We start from the raw sequence: 23,761 nt of genomic DNA on the forward strand, positions 1-23,761 counted from the left end.
AGGGCTTGGTAGTGGGCACGGCTAATCCTGTCTTCGGGATTGCTCTTGCTGACATACTCGTTCCAGCTGTACTATAGGAACGGCACGCCTTTTTCCTTGGTTTGTACGGATTCGCCTCGCTTTTTGGCCTCAGAGAACAGGGTGTACTGGTTGGTCTTGTTGTTGTGCTGGTCTGCGTGCATACCCAATATGATGGCATTGAAGGGTGATACCTGCAAATGCTTCTGGTAGAGTCCGGGAACCTTACGGCCTTTGTTGTCCAACCAAACGCCACCATTATCCTTGGCTTTCTCAAAAGCATGGGTGAATAGTTCCACCTGACGTTCTGCGGCCATCTTTTCTTGTTGATTTTTTTTCTTTCATAATTCAGCTGTCTTAGTTATCCTTTGTAGCCCAGCACTCCAAGTACCTTTGTTTCTGTGATGGACTTTACTTCCCAATCGGACAGGGTGTCCGACATGTGTTCCCTGAGCAGACGGTCTGCCTCTTTGGTATTGGAGGCATTGACATAGATGGTCTGCGGCGAGAACTTCTTTACCCCAGTCTCTGTATCTTCACTAACCAATGATACAACGGTCTTGTACCAGTGATTGTCTTCTTTCTCCTCTTCGTGGAGGATTTCAGTGATGGGCTCACGTGAGATGGCCGTGATGTCGAAGTCTCTTGTACCAATGAGGTCGGTAGCAGCCTTGGTGGCTCGTTTCTCCGTCTCAGTGAAACTCTCTGCATCGACAAGATACTCTTCACTGACTTTCTTCTGCTTTCCCGTGTCGAGAACTTTGCCGTACTTGACACGAAACTTATACCAATATCTTTTCATATCTGATCTGTTATCTTTGAGCAAGTGGTCTTACAATAGTTTCTCGCTCGTTTGCCTCATAGTTCTCAGATGCCATCTGGCGCATCTGGTCATGCCTTGCCAATACAGCATTGGCGAGGGTGTTGAGTGGTAACGCTCCCTGTGCGTAGGCATCAACAACCCTGTCAGGAAGTGTAAGAGATTCGGCATTTTCCTTCTCCCTTTTTTTTCTTTTCCGCCTCGCGTCTCCGAAATGCGACACGTTCACACCCTCGACAGCAGTACTTGAACGACATTTTGGAAGCAACGAACGCTTTTCCGCATACTCCACATTCTTTAATTATCTCCATTTTACGCTTGCAATTCTGATGTTTTTTGCTGTAAAAGACCCCCGATTTTGTCTCAGTCTTTATCACATTTTTTCAGTATTTCTCACGAGTGCCCTACATAGCGGTTGTGACGGATAATGGAGGATTCTCAGTATTTCTCACGAGGTGTCCTACATAGCGTTTTGCTATTCCATTTGTTCGCACGATTGAAACGCAGGAACAAAATTTGAGCCAAAGTTACCTCGAAAAACTGGTATCAACAAATTACAAATGGAAAGTGTTAAAACGAAAAAAGCCACCAAAATGGTGGCTTATAAGCAGTTACAAAAACGTTTTGCAAGTATGGTCAGGCGGTCTATTTCCCGATGCAAAAATGGGAGAAGATGTTGTTAAGGGTCTCGGAGGTGGAAATGAGGCCACCAGTGATATCTGCGAGCTCTAAGAGAACGAGTTTAAGGTCTTCGGAAACAATGTCTCCAGAGAGGCCTGCTTCAAGAGATTGGCGGACACGGGCGAGATGCTCGTGCGAGCGGATTAGAGATTCGTAGTGACGGATGTTATTTACTATAATACTGTTTTCGTTAATTTCTGGTATGTCAGCAGTTCTAATGAGCAATGAGATAAGTGCATTGATGTTTAACTGTTTCTTGGCACTTATCTCAACGAATGGAATATCGTCAGGGGTGGGGTATTGAATATTTAGGTCGGCCTTGTTCTTGACTATGATAAGTTTTTTCCCAACGGTTTTGTCAATCATTTCCTCAACCTCAGTCCCGGTGGGCTGCTCATCGACAACCCATAAGACGATGGTAGACTTGCTTATATTGCTGTAAGTACGTTCAATACCGATGCGCTCTATGGTGTCTTCGGTCTCTCGTATGCCTGCTGTGTCTATGAACCTGAAGGATATGCCATTGATGTCGACAACATCTTCTATGCAGTCTCTTGTCGTACCATGAATATCTGATACGATGGCCTTGTCTTCTTGCAGGAGGACATTCAGCAGGGAGCTTTTACCTACGTTGGTTTTGCCAACGATGGCTACAGGTATTCCTTTTTTTAAGGCATTTCCGGTTTCGAAAGATTTTGCCAATTTCTGTATCTTGCAGTCTGCGGTATTGACAAGTGAAAGAAGTTCCGTCCTGTCTGCAAATTCCAGTTCCTCATGGTCAGAGAAATCGAGTTCAAGTTCCAAAAGGGAATTTATGTTAAGCAGCTGTTCTCTAAGCTGTTTGAGTTCATTGCTGAAGCATCCCTTAAGTTGGCTTATAGCCATTTTGTGTGTTGCCCTGTTGGTTGATGCTATCAGGTCGGCGACTGCCTCAGCCTGACTGAGATCCATCTTTCCGTTCAGGAATGCTCTCTGTGTAAACTCTCCAGGTCTGGCCTGTCTGCATCCAGCTTTAACCAGGCTTCTGAGGGCCTCACGCAAGATGAAAAGCGAGCCGTGGCAGTTTATCTCAACAGAGTCCTCTCCTGTATATGAGCTTGGAGCACGGAAGACGCTTACAAGCACCTCGTCGAGCATGTTGCCATCGGCATCATTTATGCGTCCGTACTGTATTGTGTATCCTTTGCACTCGCAGAGTTGTTTCTTGCCGTGCCTGAATATTCTGTCGACTATTCCTATGGCATCGTCTCCTGAAACTCTGATTATCCCTATGGCTCCTCCTGCTGGAGTGGCGAGTGCACAAATTGTTGATGATGGCATGAGCTGTTGGCTAAAGTATTCTGAAAAAAATTATATTCTGTCGAGAACGGTCTCGATGAGGTTGTCTATTGTGTTCTTATATCCTGTATTGGCCTTTCCCGCCCGCCTGTTTGCTATGACCATGCATGTTGTTACAGCCTTGTGTCCCATAAGCTTGGCCAACCCGGCGAGAGCGGAGCTTTCCATCTCGAAGTTGGTTATCCTTCTGCCCTGATACTCGAAGCTCTCAATTTTTTCGTTCTGGCGTGGGTCTGCCAGTGGTATTCGAAGTTCTCTGCCCTGTGGTCCGAAGAATCCACCGCATGCTATGGTTATTCCCTTTACCATGTCGTTGGCAGCAATTCTCTCGACGAGCTGTTTGTCTGCATCGATGACGTAGGGGTAGGGCTGGCATTGATTGCCAGTCCATCCGAGGTGGCTGATGAGTGCTCTTTCGAGTCGCAAGTCGCAGACGCTGTCTCGTCCTGAATAGAAGTTGAGAAGGCCATCGAAACCTATGGACGTCTCAGAGCAGATGAATGTTCCTTCAGGCGTGAACGGCTGCAGTCCTCCGCATGTTCCTATTCTAACGATTTCCAAGCTTCGGTGGCTGTCGTTCTCCGTTCTGGTATTGAAATCGATGTTAGCCAGAGCATCAATCTCGTTCATTACTATATCGATGTTGTCGCAGCCAATGCCGGTGCTGATAACCGTAATCCGCTTGTCCTTGTATGTACCCGTCACGGTATGGAACTCGCGGCTCTGCACCTCATATTCCTTTGTGTCGAAATGTGCTGCTACGGTAGCTACTCGTCCTGGATCGCCAACTACTATAATCTTGTCGGCGAGATATTCTGGTTTTACGTGAAGGTGGAATACGCTTCCGTCTTCGTTTATGATAAGTTCAGATTCAGCAAAACGTTTCTTTTCCATGACAATTACATTTTTATTATTGTTGTAGGGTAGGGTCACAAGCTATTTCGTCAGTATCATAGTGTTGGCTATCTGCCGTTGATATGTTCTATTTCAATGTTTCTGATGGTCTTTTCAAGATAAGCAATTTCCTGTTCCTGTTGCTCGATATCTGCCTCAGCCTCGGTGATGTGTGGCGCGAGTGTTCTTCTTCCCTGTTGGTCGGAGTTGTGGTATTCCCTTCTCATAACTTCCAGGTTGTATTGTCCTTTTTTCAGGTTTTGCCTCTTGGTGGTCATCTGCTTATAAAGCTCGTATGCCCTTGGTGACTTGAACTGGTTGCCAGACGTGTATACGATGTTGTCCGAGATTGGGATGAGGCAAACGTCGTTTCCCGTAGTCATGTGGGATTGGTTGCGCTTTTTTAGGTTTTCAATACGTGCTAGCGCAGCCTTGCGGTTTCCGAACTTCCACGAGTCTGAAATTTTGAGTATTCTGCCGTAAGGCTCAATCTCCTTGTCGGTCATGTCGCCATCAAATCCAATGCGTGACGGTGTTGGTACGAATGTGTATATGCAAACCTTCCCTTCTGGTTGTCTCCGGTCTGTAACGAGCCATCCGAGCGTGTCGACATCATCAATTGCGAGCATGTAGTCGTTGGCAGTAGAGTTGTATGGCAAGCCCATGTTCTCTGGAGTGTAGAATGTTCCGTTATCGCGGTCGAATGTTGTCAAGAACAGGTCATATCCGCCCATTGACTCCTCGCACTGGGCTCCGAAATAAAGGGTTACGCCATCGGCCATGAGGAATGGGTAGTTTACTCTGGGGAAGTTGTTTGATGAGCCAATAACCTTCTTTGGTGCTGTCCAGTTGCCTCCAATAAAGTCTTGCGTGTAGATGGCTGACTTGACAGAGTCCCCATCTGCAATATATCTTCTGTCGGCAAGCTCATTCTCATAAAGTGAGAACACGCTGTCCCTCATAGCTATGCGTCCAGATTCTCTGTTTAGTGGAATATGCCTTATGAAGTCGTTCTTGTCAACGACCATGCTGTCGACGAACAGCAGCTTGGCCGTTGATGAAATCATAGATTTATACAGCTCCAGTCCCGGATTATGTGCTTTCTCTTCCACCTTAGCCTTTTGTTGCTTTGTATTCCGCTTTTGTGCATGAATCGGGAGAGAAAACGAAAAAGCGAACAATATAAGGAATATTCTGGTTTTCATGTCGTGGTTTTGTAGTTAATCATTTATAAATACAAAGATAAAGAAATAATTTCAGACGCACGTATGTCGTTTGTAAAGTTTAACAGAAACACACCTGTTTGTAACTGCTCAGCGATTAGATTAACGGATCTCAATAATCCCACGCTGTAAGAGCAAAAGCATAGACAACAACAGAGGAGGGATAACGGTTCAGTAGAAATTTCCTGGGGGCTAAGTGCCCCGTAGGGTGAGTCTTTCCCCCTTTTATCTTATCCAGAATAGGACAGACTTTTCTGTGCCAGTTCAGTCCAACTCTCACGCAAAGCATTGCAATCGTCCACGCAAAGCATTGCAATCGTCCACGCAAAGCATTGCAATCGTCCACGCAAAGCTTTGCATCCGCCAACGCAAAGCATTGCATCCGCCAACGCAAAGCATTGCCTTCATTTAGGAGTCCCATCCCCATGTTTTTTCCACTGAGACGTGATAACGCTTTTGAGCTTACAGCGCGACAATTACCGACATGTAGTTCAGAATTAGGATATTCAATTTTTACACATCAAACTGTACACCCTAGTAGTTAATCAAAATCAGAAATTTTTGCTCAGAGGGAAAGATATGAGGATGGTGTTTGATTACCGTTAAGAAAGACAGACTCTTATTCTATAAATACGAAGTAAACTGCGGCAACAATGCAGACGAAGGCTGCGAGATGGTTCCATTGTAATGATTGTCCTTGGAAGAGAATGTTGGCTATGACGGCAAAGACTATGAGAGAGATGCATTCTTGAATGACCTTTAGTTGCACAAGCGTGAATGGTCCGCCATTGCCCACGAAGCCGTATCTGTTTGCTGGAACCTGACAGCAGTATTCCAGAAAAGCAATGAGCCAGCTGAAGACAATTACACCAAACAGAGGCCAGTCGGAACTGACCCCTGTTTGCTGAAGTTTCAAATGCCCGTACCATGCAAGCGTCATGAATATGTTGCTGAGCACGAGCAACAGGATGGTGTATATCATTTTTCCCGTAGTTTCTTGTCCATATTCTCGGCAGCCTTGCGTCCGTCGCCCATGGCCAGGATGACAGTAGCTCCACCACGTACGATGTCGCCTCCTGCAAAGATATTGTGACGTGAGCTCTGCATGCATTCGTTTACGGCTATGGTGTTCTTGCGTCCCAGCTCCAGTCCCTCGATGCTGTTTGGCACGAGCGGATTTGGAGACACGCCAACGGCCACCACCACTTGGTCGCACTCTATCGTAACAGTACGGCCTGTTACCACAGGGCTTCGTCTGCCACTGGCATCAGCCTCGCCGAGTTCCATAACGTCGAGCACGGCAGCCTTAACTGCACCATTTTCGTCTGTAAGATACTCCTTAGGATTGTGCAGGGTGAGGAAGTTTATCCCCTCTTCCTTGGCGTGTTTCACCTCCTCAAGTCGCGCTGGCATCTCTGCCTCCGAACGGCGGTACACCAATGTCACATCAGCCCCAAGCCTCTTGGCTGTACGGCAAGAGTCCATGGCTGTGTTGCCTCCACCAACCACGACAACCTTTTTTCCGAGGTTTATTGGTGTGTCGGTGAGCGGATTAGCCGCATCCATGAGGTTCACACGTGTCAAATACTCGTTTGAAGACATGATATTTATGGCGTTCTCTCCAGGAATATTCATGAAGTTGGGCAGACCGGCGCCAGAAGCTACAAAGATACCTTTGAAGCCTTCCTCCTCCAGCTGCTGTACGCTAATGGTCTTGCCTACGATGCAGTCGGTCTGGAAGTGTACGCCCATCTTCTTGAGGTTCTCTATCTCGACGTCTACAATCTTGTTTGGCAGACGGAATTCCGGGATGCCATATTTCAGTACACCACCAATCTCATGCAGAGCCTCGAATACGTATACGTCGTAGCCCTTCTTTGCCATGTCTCCAGCAAAGCTCAATCCCGCAGGTCCGGAACCTACTACTGCAATCTTTATGCCATTGGCTGGCTCAATATCCGGCAGCGAGATGTTTCCGCTCTCACGCTCATAGTCGGCAGCAAATCTTTCCAGATATCCTATGGCAACGGCAGGCTCTCCCATCTTGGTGTGTATACATCTGCTCTCGCATTGCTTCTCCTGTGGACACACTCGTCCGCACACGGCAGGCAGGGCGGATGTCTGCTTGAGCACTTTGGCTGCGTCAAGGAAATGTCCTCGCTCTATGTTCTTGATGAACGACGGGATATTGATATTCACCGGACATCCTTCCACGCATGTTGGCTTACCGCAGTCCAGGCACCTCTTCGCCTCGGTGAGTGCCATTTCTGGAGTCAGTCCCTTGTTGACCTCCTCCAGTCTTGTTGTCGCACGGTATTCTGGGTCAAGCTCAGGCATGACAACCCTTGCAATTGCTTTGCGCTCGGAAGCCTTCATAGATGTTCTGAGCTCCTTTCTCCAATCAGCATCGCGGTTGGTGAGTAGGGTAGTGTCGGCTTCACATTCGTCGTAGGGTGAATCCTCGTGCGTTGCAGTCTTTCCTGAAGCGGACTGTACGTTGTTGGCTGCATCTACGTGCTCCTGGAAATGCTCCATTTCCTCACGCTCCACACCCTTGAACGTACCCATTCGCTTGAACATCTCGTCCCAGTCTACCTGTGCACCATCGAACTCCGGTCCGTCGATGCAGACAAACTTGGTCTTTCCGCCAATAGTCAGTCGGCATGCACCGCACATTCCTGTTCCGTCGACCATGATAGTGTTGAGCGACACATCGGTGGGAATACCATATTTCTGGGTAAGCAGGCAGCTGAACTTCATCATTATCGGAGGCCCGATGGCAAAAGCCTTGTCGATATGTGGCTCCTGCTGAATGAATTTCTCGATACCGACCGTTACGACACCCTTCTCGCCGTATGAGCCATCATCGGTCATGATGATAACCTCGTCGGAGTGCTTTCTTACTTCTTCCTCAAGAATGATTAGGTCCTTGTTCCGTCCTGCCAGAACAGAGAGCACCCTGTTGCCGGCCTGCTTGAGTGCCTTGATGATAGGCAGCATGGGAGCCACGCCCACACCGCCGCCGGCACAGATAACGGTACCGAAGTTCTCGATGTGTGTGGGGTTGCCCAGCGGACCGACAACATCGGTAATGTAGTCGCCCTCATTGAGCTGGCACAGCTTGGTTGATGACAGGCCGACTTCCTGAACAACTATCGTAATAGTTCCCTTGTCGGTATCGGCGTCGGCAATGGTAAGCGGCATACGCTCGCCATTCTTCCCGATGCGCAGGATTACAAAGTTTCCGGCCTTGCGGCTCTTCGCAATTAAAGGTGCCTCAACCTCGAACAGGAATACTTTCTCCGAGAATTGTCTTTTTGCAATTATCTTGTTCATTTCCAATCAATCTTCAATTAATAATCTCGCATCCCATATATGGTACGAGTGCTCTTGGCACACGAATACCCTCTGGTGTTTGGTTGTCCTCAATAATAGCGGCCACGATGCGGGGCAGTGCGAGAGCTGAGCCGTTGAGTGTATGACAAAGCTCTATCTTCTTGTCCTCGGCATGGCGATAACGGCATTTCAGGCGGTTGGCCTGATAAGTGTCGAAATTGCTCACGGATGATACCTCAAGCCAGCGGCCCTGAGCCTCGGAATAAACCTCAAAGTCATAGCAGATGGCTGATGTGAACGACTGGTCGCCCCCACAGAGCAGTAGGATGCGATAGGGCAGCTCCAGTTTCTTGAGCAGACCTTCCACGTGCTCAAGCATCTCCTTGTGTGACTCCTTTGAATGCTCAGGCTTGTCGATGCGTACAATCTCTATCTTCGAGAACTCATGCAGGCGGTTCAGTCCGCGAACATCCTTGCCATAGCTTCCAGCCTCGCGGCGGAAACATTGTGTGTATGCGCAGTTCTTGATGGGCAGGTCTTTCTCGTCGAGGATAACGTCGCGGTAGATGTTTGTTACGGGAACCTCGGCAGTAGGGATGAGGTACAGGTCGTCAACCTCACAATGATACATCTGTCCCTCCTTGTCAGGCAGCTGTCCCGTGCCGTAGCCTGATGCCTGATTTACAACTGTAGGTGGCATAATCTCTGTATATCCGGCAGCCCTTGCCTCATCGAGGAAGAAATTGATGAGAGCTCTCTGCAGGCGCGCGCCCATACCTATATATACAGGGAAGCCTGCTCCTGTGATTTTCACACCGAGGTCGAAGTCAATAAGATTGTATTTCTTTGCCAGTTCCCAATGTGGCTGCTTGGCCTCAGCGTTCTCGGGGTTTAGAGTCCAGTTGCCCACGGTATCAGTTCCGTCGCATTCTTTGAGATTGCTCTTTACGACGATATTGTCTTCTGCCGCCACTCCTTCAGGCACCTCGTCGTATGGTATGTTTGGAATAGTGCAAAGCAGTTCCCTTGTCTGCCTCTCTGCCTCTTCCATAGCTTGCTCCATGGCTTTGTCCTGGCTTTTAAGCACAGCCACCTGAGCCTTAATCTCCTCAGCCTCGTCCTTTTTGCCCTGTTTCATGAGCTGTCCTATCTGGGCAGCCATCTTCTTACTTTCCTGCTTTGCCTTGTCTGACTTCTGCTGTGCCTCGCGGCGACATTTGTCGAGTTCAAGAACTTTCTCTACGGCTTCTTTTGCACCCTTGAAGTGCTTTTTCTCCAAGCCTTTGATTACGCGTTCAGTTTCCTCACTGATGAGTTTAAGTGTAAGCATAATTAGTGTTATATTGATTTATTTCTGTTCTTCTTTCATATTTTGCTTGCAAAAATACAAAATCTATCTGAAACGGCAAAATTATTGCTATATTTTGTCCTTCTTGCAGGAGTTGCATGAAAGATTTGCTTTATAAAGTCCGCTCCAGCTTCAGGCTAATTCTGTGTCGCCTTGTGTCTACTTCCAGAACGCTTACCATTACGTGCTGATGCAGCCTTAGTACCTCCGAGGGGTCGCTTATATACCTGTTTGCCATTTGTGATATATGTATCAACCCGTCCTGATGAACGCCAATGTCTACGAATGCCCCGAATTTTGTAAGGTTGGTGACGATACCGGGCAGGAGCATGCCTGACCTTACGTCATCAACAGTATGGACGTTGCTGTCGAAATCGAATATCTCCACCTGACCTCTCGGATCGCGTCCTGGTTTCTCCAACTCGTTTATGATATCGTTCAGGGTTGGCAGTCCCATATCGGCAGTTACGTATTTTTTCAGGTCAATGCTCTTTAGCCTTGATTTGTCGTTGACAAGCTCGGCCACTGTACAACCGCAGTCGGCAGCCATGGTCTTTACCGTGTCGTACCGCTCGGGGTGAACAGCCGTGTTGTCTAGTAGGTTGCGTGCGTTGGGTATGCGCAGGAAGCCCGCACATTGGGTATATGTGTTCGGACCGAGTCGGGGTACCTTCTTCAGTTGGGCTCTGGAAGTGAAGTTGCCGTTGGCCTTGCGGTATTCCACAATGTTCCTTGCCAGCACAGGCCCCAGTCCGCTCACGTATGTAAGCAACTGCTGGCTTGCCGTGTTAGGGTTTACACCAACCAAGTTCACGCAGCTCTCAACAGTCATGTCGAGGCTTCGCTTCAGCTGTGCCTGATCTACGTCATGCTGATATTGTCCTACTCCTATGCTTTTTGGGTCTATCTTTACCAGTTCTGCCAGCGGGTCCATAAGTCTTCTGGCAATCGACACAGCCCCTCTTACTGTCACATCCTCGTTTGGGAACTCGTCCCTTGCATTCTTCGATGCAGAGTATACAGATGCGCCATCCTCGCTAACAACGTAGACGTGTGGTTTTTGACCACTTGTTATGTCTGTCATGGCACGTTTGAGAATGTCCGTAGTCTCCCTGCTTGCCGTACCGTTGCCGACAGCCACAGCTTCAATGCTGTATTTCCTTGCCAGAGTGGCGAACGCTGATGCTGCTTTCAGGCTGTCGCCCTTGGGTGGGAAGGTATATATTACATCGTGATACAGCAGGTTTCCCTGCTCATCGAGCATAACCACCTTGCATCCAGTCCTGATGCCTGGGTCTACTCCCATCACGCGTTTCTGTCCGAGCGGCGCATCAAGGAGCAGCTGCCTGAGGTTTCGAGCGAACACTTCTATGGCTTCTGCCTCAGCCCTCTCCCGGCTTGTCCCAGCAAACTCATTCTCCATGCTTGGTGTGAGCAGGCGCTTGTAAGAGTCGTCAATAGCCTCTCCCACAAGCTGTGAACATTGCCCTCGGCCATGTATGTAGCGTCTGCGAATGCGCTCCAGAGCATAGTCGCCGACAATACTTATGTGAACATTCAGTATGCCGTCAGCCTCACCACGCCTCATCGCCAATAGTCTGTTGCCGCTGCATCTTGCCAGAGGCTCGCTGAAGTTGAAGTAGTCGCTGTACTTTTGTGCCTCGTCGGTTTCGGCCTTGCTCTTTATCACCTTGGATGTTATCATAGCCTCACGCTTGAAGGAGTTGCGCAGGATATTGCGGCATTCCTCGTCCTCGCTGACGTTCTCGGCTATGATATCCTTGGCTCCGTTCAGAGCGTCGGCAACACCGAAAGCATTAGCATCCACCTTCATTTTCTGAAGTTGTTCCCTGAATGCTTTCCCGGTTATGAGTCTTTTAGCCGTTGACTCAATGTCATTGTCACGCTGGAGCATTATGGCTGCTGCAAGCGGTTCCAATCCTATTTCTCTGGCTGCCTGCGCCCTTGTGCGACGCTTGGGCTTGAAAGGCAGGTACAGGTCTTCCAGAATGTTTGCGTCCCAACAGTTCTCAATCTTTCCCTTTATCTCGTCGGTCAACTTCCCTTGAGCCTCAATGGTTGCCATGATGGTTTCCTTGCGTTTGCCCATTTCCTTTAGTTTCCTATACCTGACGTTTATCTCAGTTACCTGCTCGTCAGTAAAGCCACCTGTGCGTTCTTTTCTGTATCTTGCGATGAACGGTATGGTACACCCCTCGTCAAGCAACTGAATAGTGTTAGCGATGCGCGCAGACGGGAGTTGCAGTTCCTTTGCTATGATGTCTGTGAATATATTCATTGTACATGCTTAATAAAATTGAGTACAAATGTACATAAAAAAAACGAATTATGAGTCTGTAGATATAAAGAAATTGTTATTCTTTTGAGGAAATGTGCGAAATAAAAAAGGTTCATCAGAGAAATATGGAGTGACGCATTATATATTATTCCTGAAGTATATTATTAACTGAAGTGGGTGAAATAGTTTGCCATAGGACATGAATACGTTTGCATCCTTGATAAGGTTAATAACCTTACGGCTGAAAGGTTAATAACCTTAAGCCACTAAGGTTATTAATCTTATCGGCTATGATATATATATGCATTGACCACGCAACAATATATTGTCACTCGAGATATAGCATGAACCGCAAATATGAATACGCCACAGACAAGATTTACAATCTTATCGGCTATGAAGGTGACAAATACAGACCACACTGCTATTGGGTATCACACGAAATGTCGGATGAACCATAAAAATGATCTCAAAATTGAATGTTAATCATAATGGTTGTTAAATAACAAAGGTTCTTAGCAATAAGTATAGTGGTTGGAACGTTATTAATGTTAGCAGGGGGGGAAGGATAATTATAGATGATGAGAACAGAAAAGATATTAATTGTCATGATGTTCCTGTTATTCTCAGCCGAATTGTTACCGGAATGTGGAGCTAAGGACATCAGTAACCGCAAAAAGGCACGTGTGTTGTCCAAGCAGGCAACCATGCTTCTCGAACAACTGTCCGAGAAAAGTGATTCTGTGACATATTTCCAGCTCGTATCTGATATTATCAAGACATCGCTGCTTTGCGACTATTATGATTGCAAGCCTGACCGTAAGGGGCGTGTCGAACCAAGGTTACGCAAAGAAAACTGCAAGCGCATACTCGACCTAAGACCAGTCTTGCTGGAAGGTGGAATGTACCATTATTCAAATAGCAACAACAGTCTTGCGCTCGAATTCTTCACTCTGTACATGGACGTGTCCATAAACAGCATGTTCGCCTCGCAACCCGATGCAGAGAAAGGGAAAGTGGCCTATTATGCGGCCCTGCTCGCATATGGAGATGGCAACTATCGTGATGCCGACCGCTATGCTGACGAGGCTTTGAAGGATAACTTCTATGCCAAGGAGGCCGCCGAGATAAAAGTGTTGTGTATGAAGCAGACCGCCATTACGGAGGCTGACTCTACAAGATATCTTGTAGCCTTACTTGAGCTACATGACATGGCTCCGCAGAACCAGACCTACTTTAAGATGCTTATGGAGTATTTCGCCAGTCCGGGACACGAGCACGAGATGGGACTCTTTGCAAACGACGAGATAAAAAAAGACACTACAAACAAGTTCGCATGGGCCTTGAAAGGAGAGAGCGAAATGCGTGAGCGCAAATGGAAGGATGCCATAACAGCTTACAGAATGGCATCGACCATCGACACAACATTCGTCGAAGCCATTTTTAATATTGGAATATGCTATTGCGCACTTGCCCAGGAAGGTAAAAATGCAGACGACGCAAGAAACGGAATGCTATATTTGGAAAAGTCGTCGATGCTTGATCCAAACTGCTATACGGTAGACTGGCGTGAGCCGCTTGCCAAGGTCAAGGCCGCCTTAGAGTCTCACGAAGAGAAAACCCTCATGGCAGAGGCAAAGAAAAACAATAGCGTGAACAAAGCTTCCAAGTCACGCGGCAAAACAAGTACAAGAAGGGGAAGCAAAGTAAAAAGAAGAAAAAGATGAAAAGACTCATATTCGGGATGACGTTGCTTATGATTGCCATGGCAGGCCAAGCCCAGAAAAAAGAACTCTCACAGGCACGGGACAACCTGAAAGGCAACCGGAACCTGCCGCAGACGGAACAGTCTATGAAGAATCTGCTAAAGGATTCGGCCAACCTCGGCAATAAGAAGATTTGGCTTTACCTGTTTGATGCCATACGCAAACAATACGAGCAAGGAAATGAGAAACTGTATCTCAAGCAACAATACGATACAGCCTCGCTTGTGAATATAGCCCATAGGTTGTTTTTGGCGATGGAGCGTTTCGACTCGATAGATGCCGCACCTGACAAGACAGGAAAGTCAAAGCCTGAATATCGCAAGAAACATGCTGACCTGCTCAATACGCTTAGACCAAATCTCTATAACGGAGCACTCTTCCTTATAGGTAAGCAGAAGTATGATGAGGCTTACAACTATCTCGATACCTATATAGATTGTGCCAACCGTCCGATGTTTAGGAACTATGCTTATTCGGAGAAGGATACGGTCATGCCACAGGCTGCCTATTGGGCTGTGTATTGTGGGTATAGGCTTGCGGATGCGCGCAAGACCCTCCACCACACCTATCTGGCTTTGAAGGACAAGAGGCACATCGAGCCCATGCTTCAATACCTGGCCACTACATACCAGCTTGAGGGTGACACTACCCGATACAGGAAAGCATTGATGGAAGGCTTCTCGCGTTATCCACTTAATTCCTATTTCTTCTCCGAGCTTGTCAACCACTATTGTGCTGCTGACGAGTGGACAGAGGCTCTCGCAGTAGCTGATAAAGCCTTACAGTCAGACTCCCTAAGCAAGGTGTTCCTACTGGCAAAGTCTACTATTTTGCTCAATCTTGAACGTTACGATGAGACTATCAAGGTAAGCGACAGGCTGATAGCTCTGGATGACAGTCTTGCCCAGGCTCAGCTCAATGCCGGATTGGCATATTTCAACAAGGGAGTGGCTATGGATGTGCGTACTAAACGCACCACACATAAGCATGAAATCCTTGATATGTACAAGAAGGCTTTACCATATTTGGAAAAAGCACGCAAGCAGTTGCCCGAACAGAAAGACAAATGGAGTCTGCCACTATATACGATATACCTGAACCTGAATATGGGTGAGGAGTTCGACGAGATAGACAAGCTCATAAGATAAGAATGATGGATATAAAAAAGTATTTAGACAAAATTGGAGTAAAGGAGCTGAATGCAATGCAACAGGATGCTCTTGACACGATATGCTCGTCAAATGATGACGTTGTGGTTCTCTCTCCGACAGGCACAGGCAAAACCCTGGCCTACCTGTTGCCTCTGACAGAACTTGTAGACGCCTCATCGGATGACCTTCAGACCGTAGTTGTTGTACCTGGTCGTGAGTTGGCATTACAGTCAGCCACAGTGCTGAAGGGATTGTCGTCAGGCATTAGAAGCCTTGCATGTTATGGAGGACGGCCTGCCATGGACGAGCACAGGCAATTACGTCAGGTTTGCCCACAGGTGATTTTCGGTACACCTGGTCGTTTGAACGATCATCTCGACAAGGGGAATATTAGTCCTGCACAAATCGGCATTCTTGTTATCGACGAGTTTGATAAGTGTCTTGAAATGGGCTTTAGCGATGAGATGATTCGTCTGCTGGCCAAACTGCCAAATATCCGACGCCGCATTCTTCTTTCTGCTACTGACGCTGAGGAGATACCGCACTTCGTCGGTCATGGTAACATCCGGCGAATTGACTATCTGTCAGAAAACAAGAATGTGAGCGGACGGATAGCCCTGTACAGGGTTGACAGTCCAGAGAAGGACAAGTTGGAGACTCTGCGCTCGTTGCTGCTAAGTATCGGCAGCGGCAGTACAATAGTATTCCTCAACTACCGTGAGAGCGTAGAGCGGGCATCGGCATATCTTTCCGAGCAAGGATTTTCTGTTTCGGCTTTTCACGGAGGCTTGGACCAACGTGGACGTGAATCTGCGCTCTATCGCTTTGCCAACGGTTCGGCCTGCATACTGGTAAGTACCGACCTTGGCAGTCGCGGACTTGATATACCAGATGTAGAAAACATCATCCATTATCACATGCCTGAGACAAAGGAAGCATATCTTCACAGGATAGGACGTACGGCAAGATGGGACAAGAATGGCAGGGCTTTCTTTATTCTTGCATCGGGAGAGAAGATACCTGACTATGTTGCTGGTGACATCCCAAACTACAGTCTATCTCCGACGGGGATGCCCGCTCGCCCGCGTATGACTACATTATATATAGGTAAGGGCAAGAAGGACAAGATAAGCAAGGGCGACCTGGTAGGATTTTTGTGTAAGAAAGGAGGGCTTAGCAAGGACGATATTGGCCGTATCGATGTGCGTGACTATTATTGTTATGTGGCCGTAAACCGAAGCAAGGCAGTCGAAATGCTAAAGAAAGTTCGAGGAGAGAAAATAAAGGGGCTAAGGACGCTTGTCGAGATAGCAGCGCCAGAGGCATAAAACGCACTCTCTGTTATAAAAACTATCATCATCTATTCGTTTGGGCACTTGCGCATAAGCGTATGTGCCCAAACATTTATATGCAAATCGTATTCAAATCTCTATCCATATTGTCACGAAAATGCCTGCTTGACCGTATTTTTTTTAGAAATATTTGGGTAATTGAAATAAAAACCGTAAATTCGCAGTCGTAAATTTATAACCAAATAAAATTGCATTAAAATGAAGAAGTACAACTTTAATGCGGGTCCTTCAATACTTCCGCGTGAAGTTATTGAGAACACGGCAAAGCAAATCTTGGATTTCAACGGCTCTGGTCTCTCTCTTATGGAGATTAGTCATAGGGCAAAAGATTTCCAGCCAGTTGTTGACGAAAGCGTAGCTCTCTTCAAGGAACTGCTCGACATTCCAGAAGGCTATTCTGTGATTTATCTCGGTGGAGGAGCCTCATTGCAGTTCATGCAGATTCCTGCAAACTTCCTGCTGAAGAAGGCTGCTTACGTGAACTCTGGTACATGGGCCAAGAAGGCTATGAAAGAGGCTAAGCATTTTGGTGAGGTGATAGAGGTCGCATCCTCGGCCGACTCAAACTACACGTTCTACCCCAAGGGCTTTGAGGCTCAGGTTCCAGCTGACGTAGACTACCTGCACGTATGTACGAACAATACTATATATGGAACGGAGATACGTAAGGATCTTGATGTAAATGTCCCTCTTATCGCTGACATGTCATCAGACATTATGAGCCGTCCTGTTGACGTGTCGAAGTACAAGGCCATATATGCTGGCGCTCAGAAGAATATCTCTATGGCTGGTGTTACTGTCATCATTGTTAAGGACGATGAACTTGGCAAGGCTCCACGTGAGTTGCCGACTATGATAGATTATCGCACACATGTTGAGAAGGGGTCAATGTTCAATACTCCTCCTGTAGTACCTATCTACGCCATGCTTGAAAACCTTCGTTGGCTGAAGCGCAATGGCGGTCTTGAGGCTGCCGACAAGCGTGCTCACGAACGTGCAGAGGCTTTGTATGCAGAGATTGACCGTAACAAGCTGTTCCGTGGAACCGTTGAAGAGGGCTCACGCTCGCTTATGAACATCTGCTTCGTTATGAACGATGAGTATAAAGAGCTGGAGAAGCCATTCTTCGATTTCGCTACAGAGCGTGGCATGGTTGGTATTAAGGGACATCGCTCAGTAGGCGGTTTCCGCGCAAGCTGCTACAACGCAATGACTATGGAAGGTGTGAATGCGCTGATTGAGACCATGAAGGATTTCGAGGCACAACATTAATTTTTTGTACGGATAACTTATGAAAGTATTAGTTGCAACCGAGAAGCCTTTTGCGGCAGCAGCCGTTGAGGGTATAAGAAAAGAAATAGAGGGAGCAGGTCATGAACTGGCTCTGCTTGAGAAATATACAGAAAAACAACAGATTCTTGATGCCGTAAAGGATGCTGACGCCATGATAGTTCGCTCGGACAAGGTTGATGCCGAAGTACTTGAAGCGGCAAAGCAGCTGAAAATTGTTGTTCGCGCAGGAGCAGGCTATGACAATATTGACCTTGCTACCGCAACTGCCCATAATGTAGTGGCTGAGAATACTCCTGGCCAGAACTCAAATGCTGTGGCAGAGCTGGTATTCGGCCTGCTTGTATTTGCTGTTCGCAATTTCTATAACGGCAAGGCCGGTACTGAGCTTAAGGGTAAGAAACTGGGTATACTCGCCTTTGGCAATGTTGGCCGCAACGTTGCGCGTATAGCAGCAGGATTTGGCATGGAGGTGTATGCTTACGATGCCTTCTGTCCGAAAGAGGCTATCGAGGCAGCTGGAGTAAAAGCCGTAGACTGTCAGGATGCTCTCTTTGAGACTTGCGACGTAGTATCTCTCCATATCCCGGCAACACCTGAGACTAAGCAGAGCATCAATGCCGCTTTGGTAGGAAAGATGAAGAAGGGTGGCATACTCGTCAACACAGCCCGCAAGGAGGTTGTGAACGAGCCTGAGCTTCTCGCTCTTATGGCCGAGCGTACAGACCTGAAATTCGTAACGGATATCAAACCTGATGCTGACGAGGAGTTTGCCAAGCTTGAGGGAAGATATTTCAGCACGCCGAAGAAGATGGGTGCACAGACCGCCGAGGCTAATGCCAATGCAGGAATAGCTGCAGCAAGACAAATCAATGCCTTCTTTAGTGACGGATGCACCAAGTTTAAGGTTAACTAAAAGATTTAAATATTAAAGCTCTGTGAACTAAGGATATAGATACCTGTAGTTCATGGGGCTTTTTTTTATTATATTATACCTAAACAATAACACTATGGCTACTGTTAAACCTTTTAAGGGAATAAGACCACCAAGAGAGTTTGTTGAGAGAGTAGAGTCAAGACCTTATGATGTTCTGTCATCGGAAGAGGCGAGAGCCGAGGCAGGCGACAACGAGATGAGTCTATACCATATCATTAAGCCAGAGATAGACTTTCCTGTTGGAACGAGCGAATATGACCCACGTGTATATGAGAAGGCCGCCGATAATTTCCGTAAGTTCCAGGACAACGGATGGCTCGTTCAGGACTCAAAGGAGCAATACTATATCTATGCACAGACCATGAACGGCAAGACTCAATACGGACTTGTTGTTGGAGCACTTGTTGACGACTATATGACAGGTGTCATCAAGAAGCATGAGCTTACACGCCGTGACAAGGAGGAGGACAGGATGAAGCACGTAAGGGTGAACGACGCCAATATAGAGCCGGTATTCTTTGCATATCCTGACAACGAAGTCCTCAACGAACTTATCATGCGCTATGCATCCACCGAGCCTGAATACGACTTTATCGCGCCTGTTGACGGATTTGGACATAAGTTCTGGGTGATATCCGACGACAAAGACATAGCAACCATTACGTCCGAGTTTGCCAAGATGCCAAGCCTGTATATTGCCGACGGCCACCACAGGTCGGCTGCCGCCGCTCTTGTCGGAGCAGAAAAGGCCAAGCAGAATGCCAACCATCGTGGCGATGAGGAATACAACTATTTCATGGCCGTATGCTTCCAGGCATCACAGCTAACCATTCTGGACTACAACCGTGTTGTCACCGACCTCAACCGCATGGACTCTGCTGAATTCAAGGCCAAGCTGTCACGCAGTTTCGTTGTCGAGGACAAGGGCGAGCATATATACAAGCCGCAACGTTTGCACGAGTTCTCCATGTATCTTGACGGACATTGGTACTCTCTTGTTGCCAAAGAAGGCACATACGATGATAACGACCCTATTGGGGTGCTTGATGTAGATATCTCAAGCAGGCTTATCCTTGACGACCTTCTTGGCATAAAGGATTTGCGCAGTAGCAAGCGGGTAGACTTTGTTGGCGGGCTACGTGGACTTGAAGAGCTGAAACGCAGGGTCGACAGCGGTGAGATGCGCATGGCGCTTGCCCTGTATCCTGTATCCATGCAGCAGATTATGGATATTGCCGACAGCGGAAATATCATGCCACCAAAAGCTACGTGGTTTGAGCCGAAATTAAGGTCAGGACTTGTAATTCACAAACTGACGGAAGAGTAAGGTGATAAGAGGAAAGATAATTATTATAAATGGACTCTTACAAGACAATCTCTGAAAAAATAGTGGGCGAGGGATATTATACCGAGAAACGGAGTAAGTTCCTCGCCTTTTGTCATCATGTCGAGACAGCGGCAGAAGTAAAGGACATTGTAGCACGTTATAGAAAAGAGTATTACGATGCCCGACACGTTTGCTATGCCTATATGCTTGGCCCCGAGCGGTTGGAGTTTCGTGCCAACGATGATGGTGAGCCATCTGCCACAGCCGGCAAGCCCATTCTGGGACAAATCAATTCCCGTGAGCTTACCGACATTCTGATTGTCGTCATACGCTATTATGGCGGTGTAAACCTCGGAACAGGCGGTCTTATCGTTGCCTATCGTACAGCTGCTGCCGACGGCCTGGACCATTGTGTCGAGGAGACGAGGCTTGTAGAGGAGAAAATCACGTACACTTTTACGTACCCAATGATGAATGCTGTCATGAAAGTTGTCAAGGACATGCAGCCAAGGGTAATCAGCCAACAGTTTGACAATACATGCTCCATAACACTCTCCATCCGCCGCAGTTTGGCAGAGGAGTTACGCTCTCGCCTTGACAAACTGTCTTTTTAGGCACATGGGGCTACGTAGGATTTTTTGTAACCTGCCTAAAATGTGTCTGCAAAATTTGTATAAGTTGTCGGAATTTAGTAATTTTGCACAGTTTTTATACAAATCATTATAATGAATATATCCTATAAATGGCTTAAAGAGTACGTAGACTTCGAACTTACTCCGCAAGAAACGGCAGACGCACTGACATCATGCGGATTGGAAGTAGGCGCACTCGAAGAAGTGCAAACAGTTAAGGGAGGCCTGAAGGGTCTCTTTGTCGGCAAGGTACTTACTTGCGACGTTCATCCCAATAGCGACCACCTTCATGTAACAACCGTTGACCTTGGCAAGGGAGAGCCTCAGCAGATTGTCTGTGGCGCACCCAATGTGGCAGCAGGACAGAAAGTCATTGTCGCTGACCTTGGTTGCGTGCTTTATGATGGTGACAAGGAGTTTACTATCAAGAAGTCTAAACTCCGTGGCGTTGACAGCTTCGGCATGATTTGCGCTGAGGACGAGATTGGGGTTGGTAACGACCACTCTGGAATAATTGTCCTTCCTGAGGATGCCCAGATTGGCATGCCTGCTGCTGAATACTATCATTTGGAGAGCGACTGGGTAATAGAGGTCGACATAACGGCCAACCGTGCTGATGCCCTGAGCCATTATGGCGTGGCCCGCGACCTTTATGCTTGGCTTGTGCAGAATGGATATAAGACAAGTCTTCATCGCCCCGACTGTGACAAGTTTGAGGTTGACAACAACGACCTGCCTATAGACGTGGAGATTGAGAACACAGAGGCTTGCAAGCGCTATGCCTGTGTCAGCATCACAGACTGTGATGTTAAGGAAAGCCCAGAATGGCTACAGGACAAGTTGCGTGTAATCGGTCTGCGCCCAATCAACAATATCGTAGACATTACGAACTATGTCATGATGGCATACGGTCAGCCAATGCATTGCTTTGATGCCGATATGGTAACAGGGCATAAGATAGTTGTCCGTACACAGCCTGATGGCACAAGCTTTACAACACTTGATGGCGAGGAGCACAAGCTTGGCGAGCACGACCTGAGTATCTGCAACGCTGAGGAACCTATGTGTATAGCCGGTATCTTTGGTGGAAAGGGTAGCGGCACGTATGATACCACACGCAATGTGGTTCTTGAGAGTGCCTACTTCCATCCCACATGGATTCGCAAGAGTGCACGCCGCCATGGTCTGAGCACGGACTCCAGCTTCCGTTTCGAGCGTGGAGTTGACCCAAATGGAACTATCTATGCCTTGAAACAGGCTGCCATACTCTGCAAGGAGCTTGCTGGCGGCAAGGTGTCCATGCAGATAAAGGATGTATATCCAACTCCTATCGCTGATGCCAAGGTAAGGCTTGACTATGCCTATGTTGACACACTCATAGGAAAGCAGATTGGTAAAGACACAATAAAGAGTATCGTCAATACTCTTGAGATGAGAATAGAGAAAGAGGATGCAGAGGGACTTGATCTTGTAGTACCTGCTTATCGTGTTGACGTTCAGCGTCCGTGCGACGTCGTTGAGGACATTCTCCGCATCTATGGCTACAACAATGTTGAGATACCTACTCAGCTCAAGTCTTCGCTCACCATACCCAGCGAGGAAGACAAGAACCACAAGCTTGAGAACCTTATCGGAGAACAGCTTGTCGGCTGCGGCTTCAACGAGATAATGAACAACTCGCTTACAAAGACCGCTTACTATACAGACCTCAAGACCTTCTCTGCTGATACTACGGTAAAGGTTATGAACCCTCTTAGCGCCGACCTCGGCGTTATGCGCCAGACATTGTTGTTCGGAGGTCTTGAGAGCATCATGCGCAACGCCAACCGAAAGAATGCCAACTTGCGTTTCTTTGAGTTTGGCAACTGCTATCATTATGATGCCGGCAAGTGGACTGCCGAGGAACCAGTCAAGGCATACGTTCAGGAGAAGCATCTCTCACTATGGGTTACAGGTAAGCGTGTAGAAGGCTCGTGGGCACATGCCAATGAGGACTCTACATTCTACGAGCTTAAGGCATACGTTGAGAACATATTTGCGCGTCTTGGCGTGGCACAGGGTGCATTTGTAATCGAGAATTGCGACAACGACATCTTCTCTAAGGCCATCGCTATTAGGACACGTGCAGGAAAGACACTTGCCGAGTTGGGCATCATCTCAAGAAAGATACTCAAGCAGGCAGATATCTCGGCCGATGTGTTCTATGCTGACATCAACTGGACAAACGTGATGAAGGCTATTCGCAAGAATAAGGTTGAGTACGTAGAGCTGAGTAAGTTCCCGGCTGTAAGCCGAGACTTGGCTTTGCTTATTGACGAGAGTGTCAACTTCGGGCAGATTGTGGAAATAGCACGTCAGAGTGAGAAGAAACTTCTGAAGAAGGTTGAGCTGTTCGATGTATATCAGGGCAAGAACCTGCCTGCGGGAAAGAAGAGCTATGCCGTAAACTTCATTCTTCAGGATGAGCAGAAGACGCTCAACGACAAGCAGATTGATGCTATTATGCAGAAGCTCATATCCAACCTCAAGGCGAAGCTTGGGGCAGAGCTAAGATAACGAGAAAGACAAACATTGTAGATAAAAATATTTAAACACATTATTCCAATGGGAAGAGCATTTGAATATCGTAAAGCTGCAAAGCTTAAGAGATGGGGACACATGGCCCGTACGTTTACCAAGATTGGCAAGCAGATTGCCATAGCAGTAAAGGCTGGTGGTCCGGAACCGGAAAACAACCCTACATTGCGTGCCATCATCGCTAACGCAAAGCGTGAGAACATGCCGAAGGACAACATCGAGCGCGCTATCAAGAACGCTATGGGTAAGGACCAGAGCGAATACAAGGAGGTTACATACGAGGGATATGGCCCTCATGGTGTAGCTGTCTTTGTAGACACTCTTACCGACAACACCACTCGTACCGTTGCCGATGTACGTTCAATTTTCAATAAGTTCAACGGTAACCTTGGTACTACAGGTAGCCTTTCATTCCTCTTCGATCATAAGAGTGTTTTCACATTTAAGAAGAAGGACGGCCTTGATATGGATGAGATGATCCTTGACCTCATAGACTATGGAGTAGAGGATGAGTTCGATGAGGACGAGGAGACTGGAGAAATCACAATCTATGGTGACCCGAAGAGCTTCGGTGAGATACAGAAGCATCTTGAGTCTGAGGGCTTCGAGGTTACAGGTGCCGAGTTCACCTACATTCCAAACGACCTTAAGGAAGTAACCGACGAGGAGCGTGAGACCATAGAGAAAATGGTTGAGCGCCTTGAGGACTTCGATGATGTTCAGACTGTCTACACCAATATGAAACCTGCTGAGATAGCAGAGTAAAAACAAT

19 protein-coding genes are annotated in these 23,761 nt (G+C 47.5%); 9 read left to right on the forward strand and 10 right to left on the reverse strand.

Features of this window, described 5'->3' with window-relative positions:
• Positions 1 to 71 precede the first annotated feature (71 nt).
• The 10 genes from CIL02_RS16615 to CIL02_RS01465 all read right to left on the reverse strand — a co-directional run bounded on the left by CIL02_RS16615 (position 72) and on the right by CIL02_RS01465 (position 11,957).
• Positions 72 to 335, reverse strand: coding sequence for an ArdC-like ssDNA-binding domain-containing protein (locus tag CIL02_RS16615; RefSeq protein ID WP_240513490.1), 264 nt, complete (start codon positions 333 to 335; stop codon positions 72 to 74).
• 44 nt (positions 336 to 379) lie between these two features.
• Entirely contained in the window at positions 380 to 820 is a 441-nt protein-coding gene (locus CIL02_RS01420; protein ID WP_141210077.1) for a DUF4494 domain-containing protein, read from the reverse strand.
• A gap of 10 nt (positions 821 to 830) precedes the next feature.
• Positions 831 to 1,130 (reverse strand): hypothetical protein, encoded by a 300-nt coding sequence (locus tag CIL02_RS01425; RefSeq protein WP_094398701.1) that lies wholly within the window; start codon positions 1,128 to 1,130, stop codon positions 831 to 833.
• A gap of 353 nt (positions 1,131 to 1,483) precedes the next feature.
• The gene (mnmE, locus tag CIL02_RS01430) at positions 1,484 to 2,839 is read right to left on the reverse strand and encodes a tRNA uridine-5-carboxymethylaminomethyl(34) synthesis GTPase MnmE (RefSeq protein WP_094398702.1); all 1,356 of its coding nucleotides are present in this window, start codon (positions 2,837 to 2,839) and stop codon (positions 1,484 to 1,486) included.
• Positions 2,840 to 2,869: 30 nt separating this feature from the next.
• Positions 2,870 to 3,751: a nucleoside phosphorylase gene (locus CIL02_RS01435; RefSeq protein WP_094398703.1), complete on the reverse strand. Its 882-nt coding sequence runs from the start codon at positions 3,749 to 3,751 to the stop codon at positions 2,870 to 2,872.
• A 68-nt stretch (positions 3,752 to 3,819) separates the two neighbouring features.
• A complete protein-coding gene (locus CIL02_RS01440) occupies positions 3,820 to 4,863 on the reverse strand; it encodes a hypothetical protein (RefSeq protein WP_094398704.1) in 1,044 nt (347 codons plus the stop codon).
• A 730-nt stretch (positions 4,864 to 5,593) separates the two neighbouring features.
• Positions 5,594 to 5,956 (reverse strand): DMT family protein, encoded by a 363-nt coding sequence (locus CIL02_RS01450; protein ID WP_094398706.1) that lies wholly within the window; start codon positions 5,954 to 5,956, stop codon positions 5,594 to 5,596.
• A complete protein-coding gene (locus CIL02_RS01455) occupies positions 5,953 to 8,310 on the reverse strand; it encodes a bifunctional dihydroorotate dehydrogenase B NAD binding subunit/NADPH-dependent glutamate synthase (RefSeq protein WP_094398707.1) in 2,358 nt (785 codons plus the stop codon). Before CIL02_RS01455 ends, CIL02_RS01450 begins: the two co-directional genes overlap by 4 nt.
• Before the next feature lie 13 nt (positions 8,311 to 8,323).
• Positions 8,324 to 9,640, reverse strand: coding sequence for a serine--tRNA ligase (serS, locus tag CIL02_RS01460; protein ID WP_094398708.1), 1,317 nt, complete (start codon positions 9,638 to 9,640; stop codon positions 8,324 to 8,326).
• 130 nt (positions 9,641 to 9,770) lie between these two features.
• Entirely contained in the window at positions 9,771 to 11,957 is a 2,187-nt protein-coding gene (locus CIL02_RS01465) for a Tex family protein (protein WP_094398709.1), read from the reverse strand.
• Positions 11,958 to 12,535: 578 nt separating this feature from the next.
• On the opposite strand from CIL02_RS01465, the gene CIL02_RS01470 reads away from it, so the two are divergent.
• The 9 genes from CIL02_RS01470 to CIL02_RS01510 all read left to right on the forward strand — a co-directional run bounded on the left by CIL02_RS01470 (position 12,536) and on the right by CIL02_RS01510 (position 23,754).
• Positions 12,536 to 13,684, forward strand: a complete 1,149-nt coding sequence (locus CIL02_RS01470) for a hypothetical protein (protein WP_141210078.1) — start codon at positions 12,536 to 12,538, stop codon at positions 13,682 to 13,684.
• A complete protein-coding gene (locus tag CIL02_RS01475) occupies positions 13,681 to 14,871 on the forward strand; it encodes a lipopolysaccharide assembly protein LapB (RefSeq protein ID WP_094398711.1) in 1,191 nt (396 codons plus the stop codon). The genes CIL02_RS01470 and CIL02_RS01475 overlap by 4 nt, the downstream gene beginning before the upstream one ends.
• A gap of 5 nt (positions 14,872 to 14,876) precedes the next feature.
• Entirely contained in the window at positions 14,877 to 16,202 is a 1,326-nt protein-coding gene (locus CIL02_RS01480) for a DEAD/DEAH box helicase (RefSeq protein WP_094398757.1), read from the forward strand.
• A 222-nt stretch (positions 16,203 to 16,424) separates the two neighbouring features.
• The gene (gene serC / locus CIL02_RS01485; RefSeq protein WP_094398712.1) at positions 16,425 to 17,498 is read left to right on the forward strand and encodes a 3-phosphoserine/phosphohydroxythreonine transaminase; all 1,074 of its coding nucleotides are present in this window, start codon (positions 16,425 to 16,427) and stop codon (positions 17,496 to 17,498) included.
• A 19-nt stretch (positions 17,499 to 17,517) separates the two neighbouring features.
• Positions 17,518 to 18,432, forward strand: coding sequence for an NAD(P)-dependent oxidoreductase (locus CIL02_RS01490; RefSeq protein WP_094398713.1), 915 nt, complete (start codon positions 17,518 to 17,520; stop codon positions 18,430 to 18,432).
• 94 nt (positions 18,433 to 18,526) lie between these two features.
• Positions 18,527 to 19,780, forward strand: a complete 1,254-nt coding sequence (locus CIL02_RS01495; RefSeq protein ID WP_094398714.1) for a DUF1015 domain-containing protein — start codon at positions 18,527 to 18,529, stop codon at positions 19,778 to 19,780.
• A gap of 29 nt (positions 19,781 to 19,809) precedes the next feature.
• A complete protein-coding gene (locus tag CIL02_RS01500; RefSeq protein WP_094398715.1) occupies positions 19,810 to 20,394 on the forward strand; it encodes a YigZ family protein in 585 nt (194 codons plus the stop codon).
• A gap of 111 nt (positions 20,395 to 20,505) precedes the next feature.
• Complete coding sequence (gene pheT / locus CIL02_RS01505) at positions 20,506 to 22,968, forward strand: phenylalanine--tRNA ligase subunit beta (RefSeq protein WP_094398716.1); 2,463 nt, start codon at positions 20,506 to 20,508, stop codon at positions 22,966 to 22,968.
• A gap of 48 nt (positions 22,969 to 23,016) precedes the next feature.
• On the forward strand, positions 23,017 to 23,754 hold the full coding sequence (locus tag CIL02_RS01510) for a YebC/PmpR family DNA-binding transcriptional regulator (RefSeq protein ID WP_094398717.1): 738 nt from the start codon (positions 23,017 to 23,019) through the stop codon (positions 23,752 to 23,754).
• Positions 23,755 to 23,761: the final 7 nt, after the last annotated feature.

Origin of the sequence: Prevotella sp. P3-122 (assembly GCF_002251365.1) — a bacterium.
GTDB lineage: Bacteria > Bacteroidota > Bacteroidia > Bacteroidales > Bacteroidaceae > Prevotella.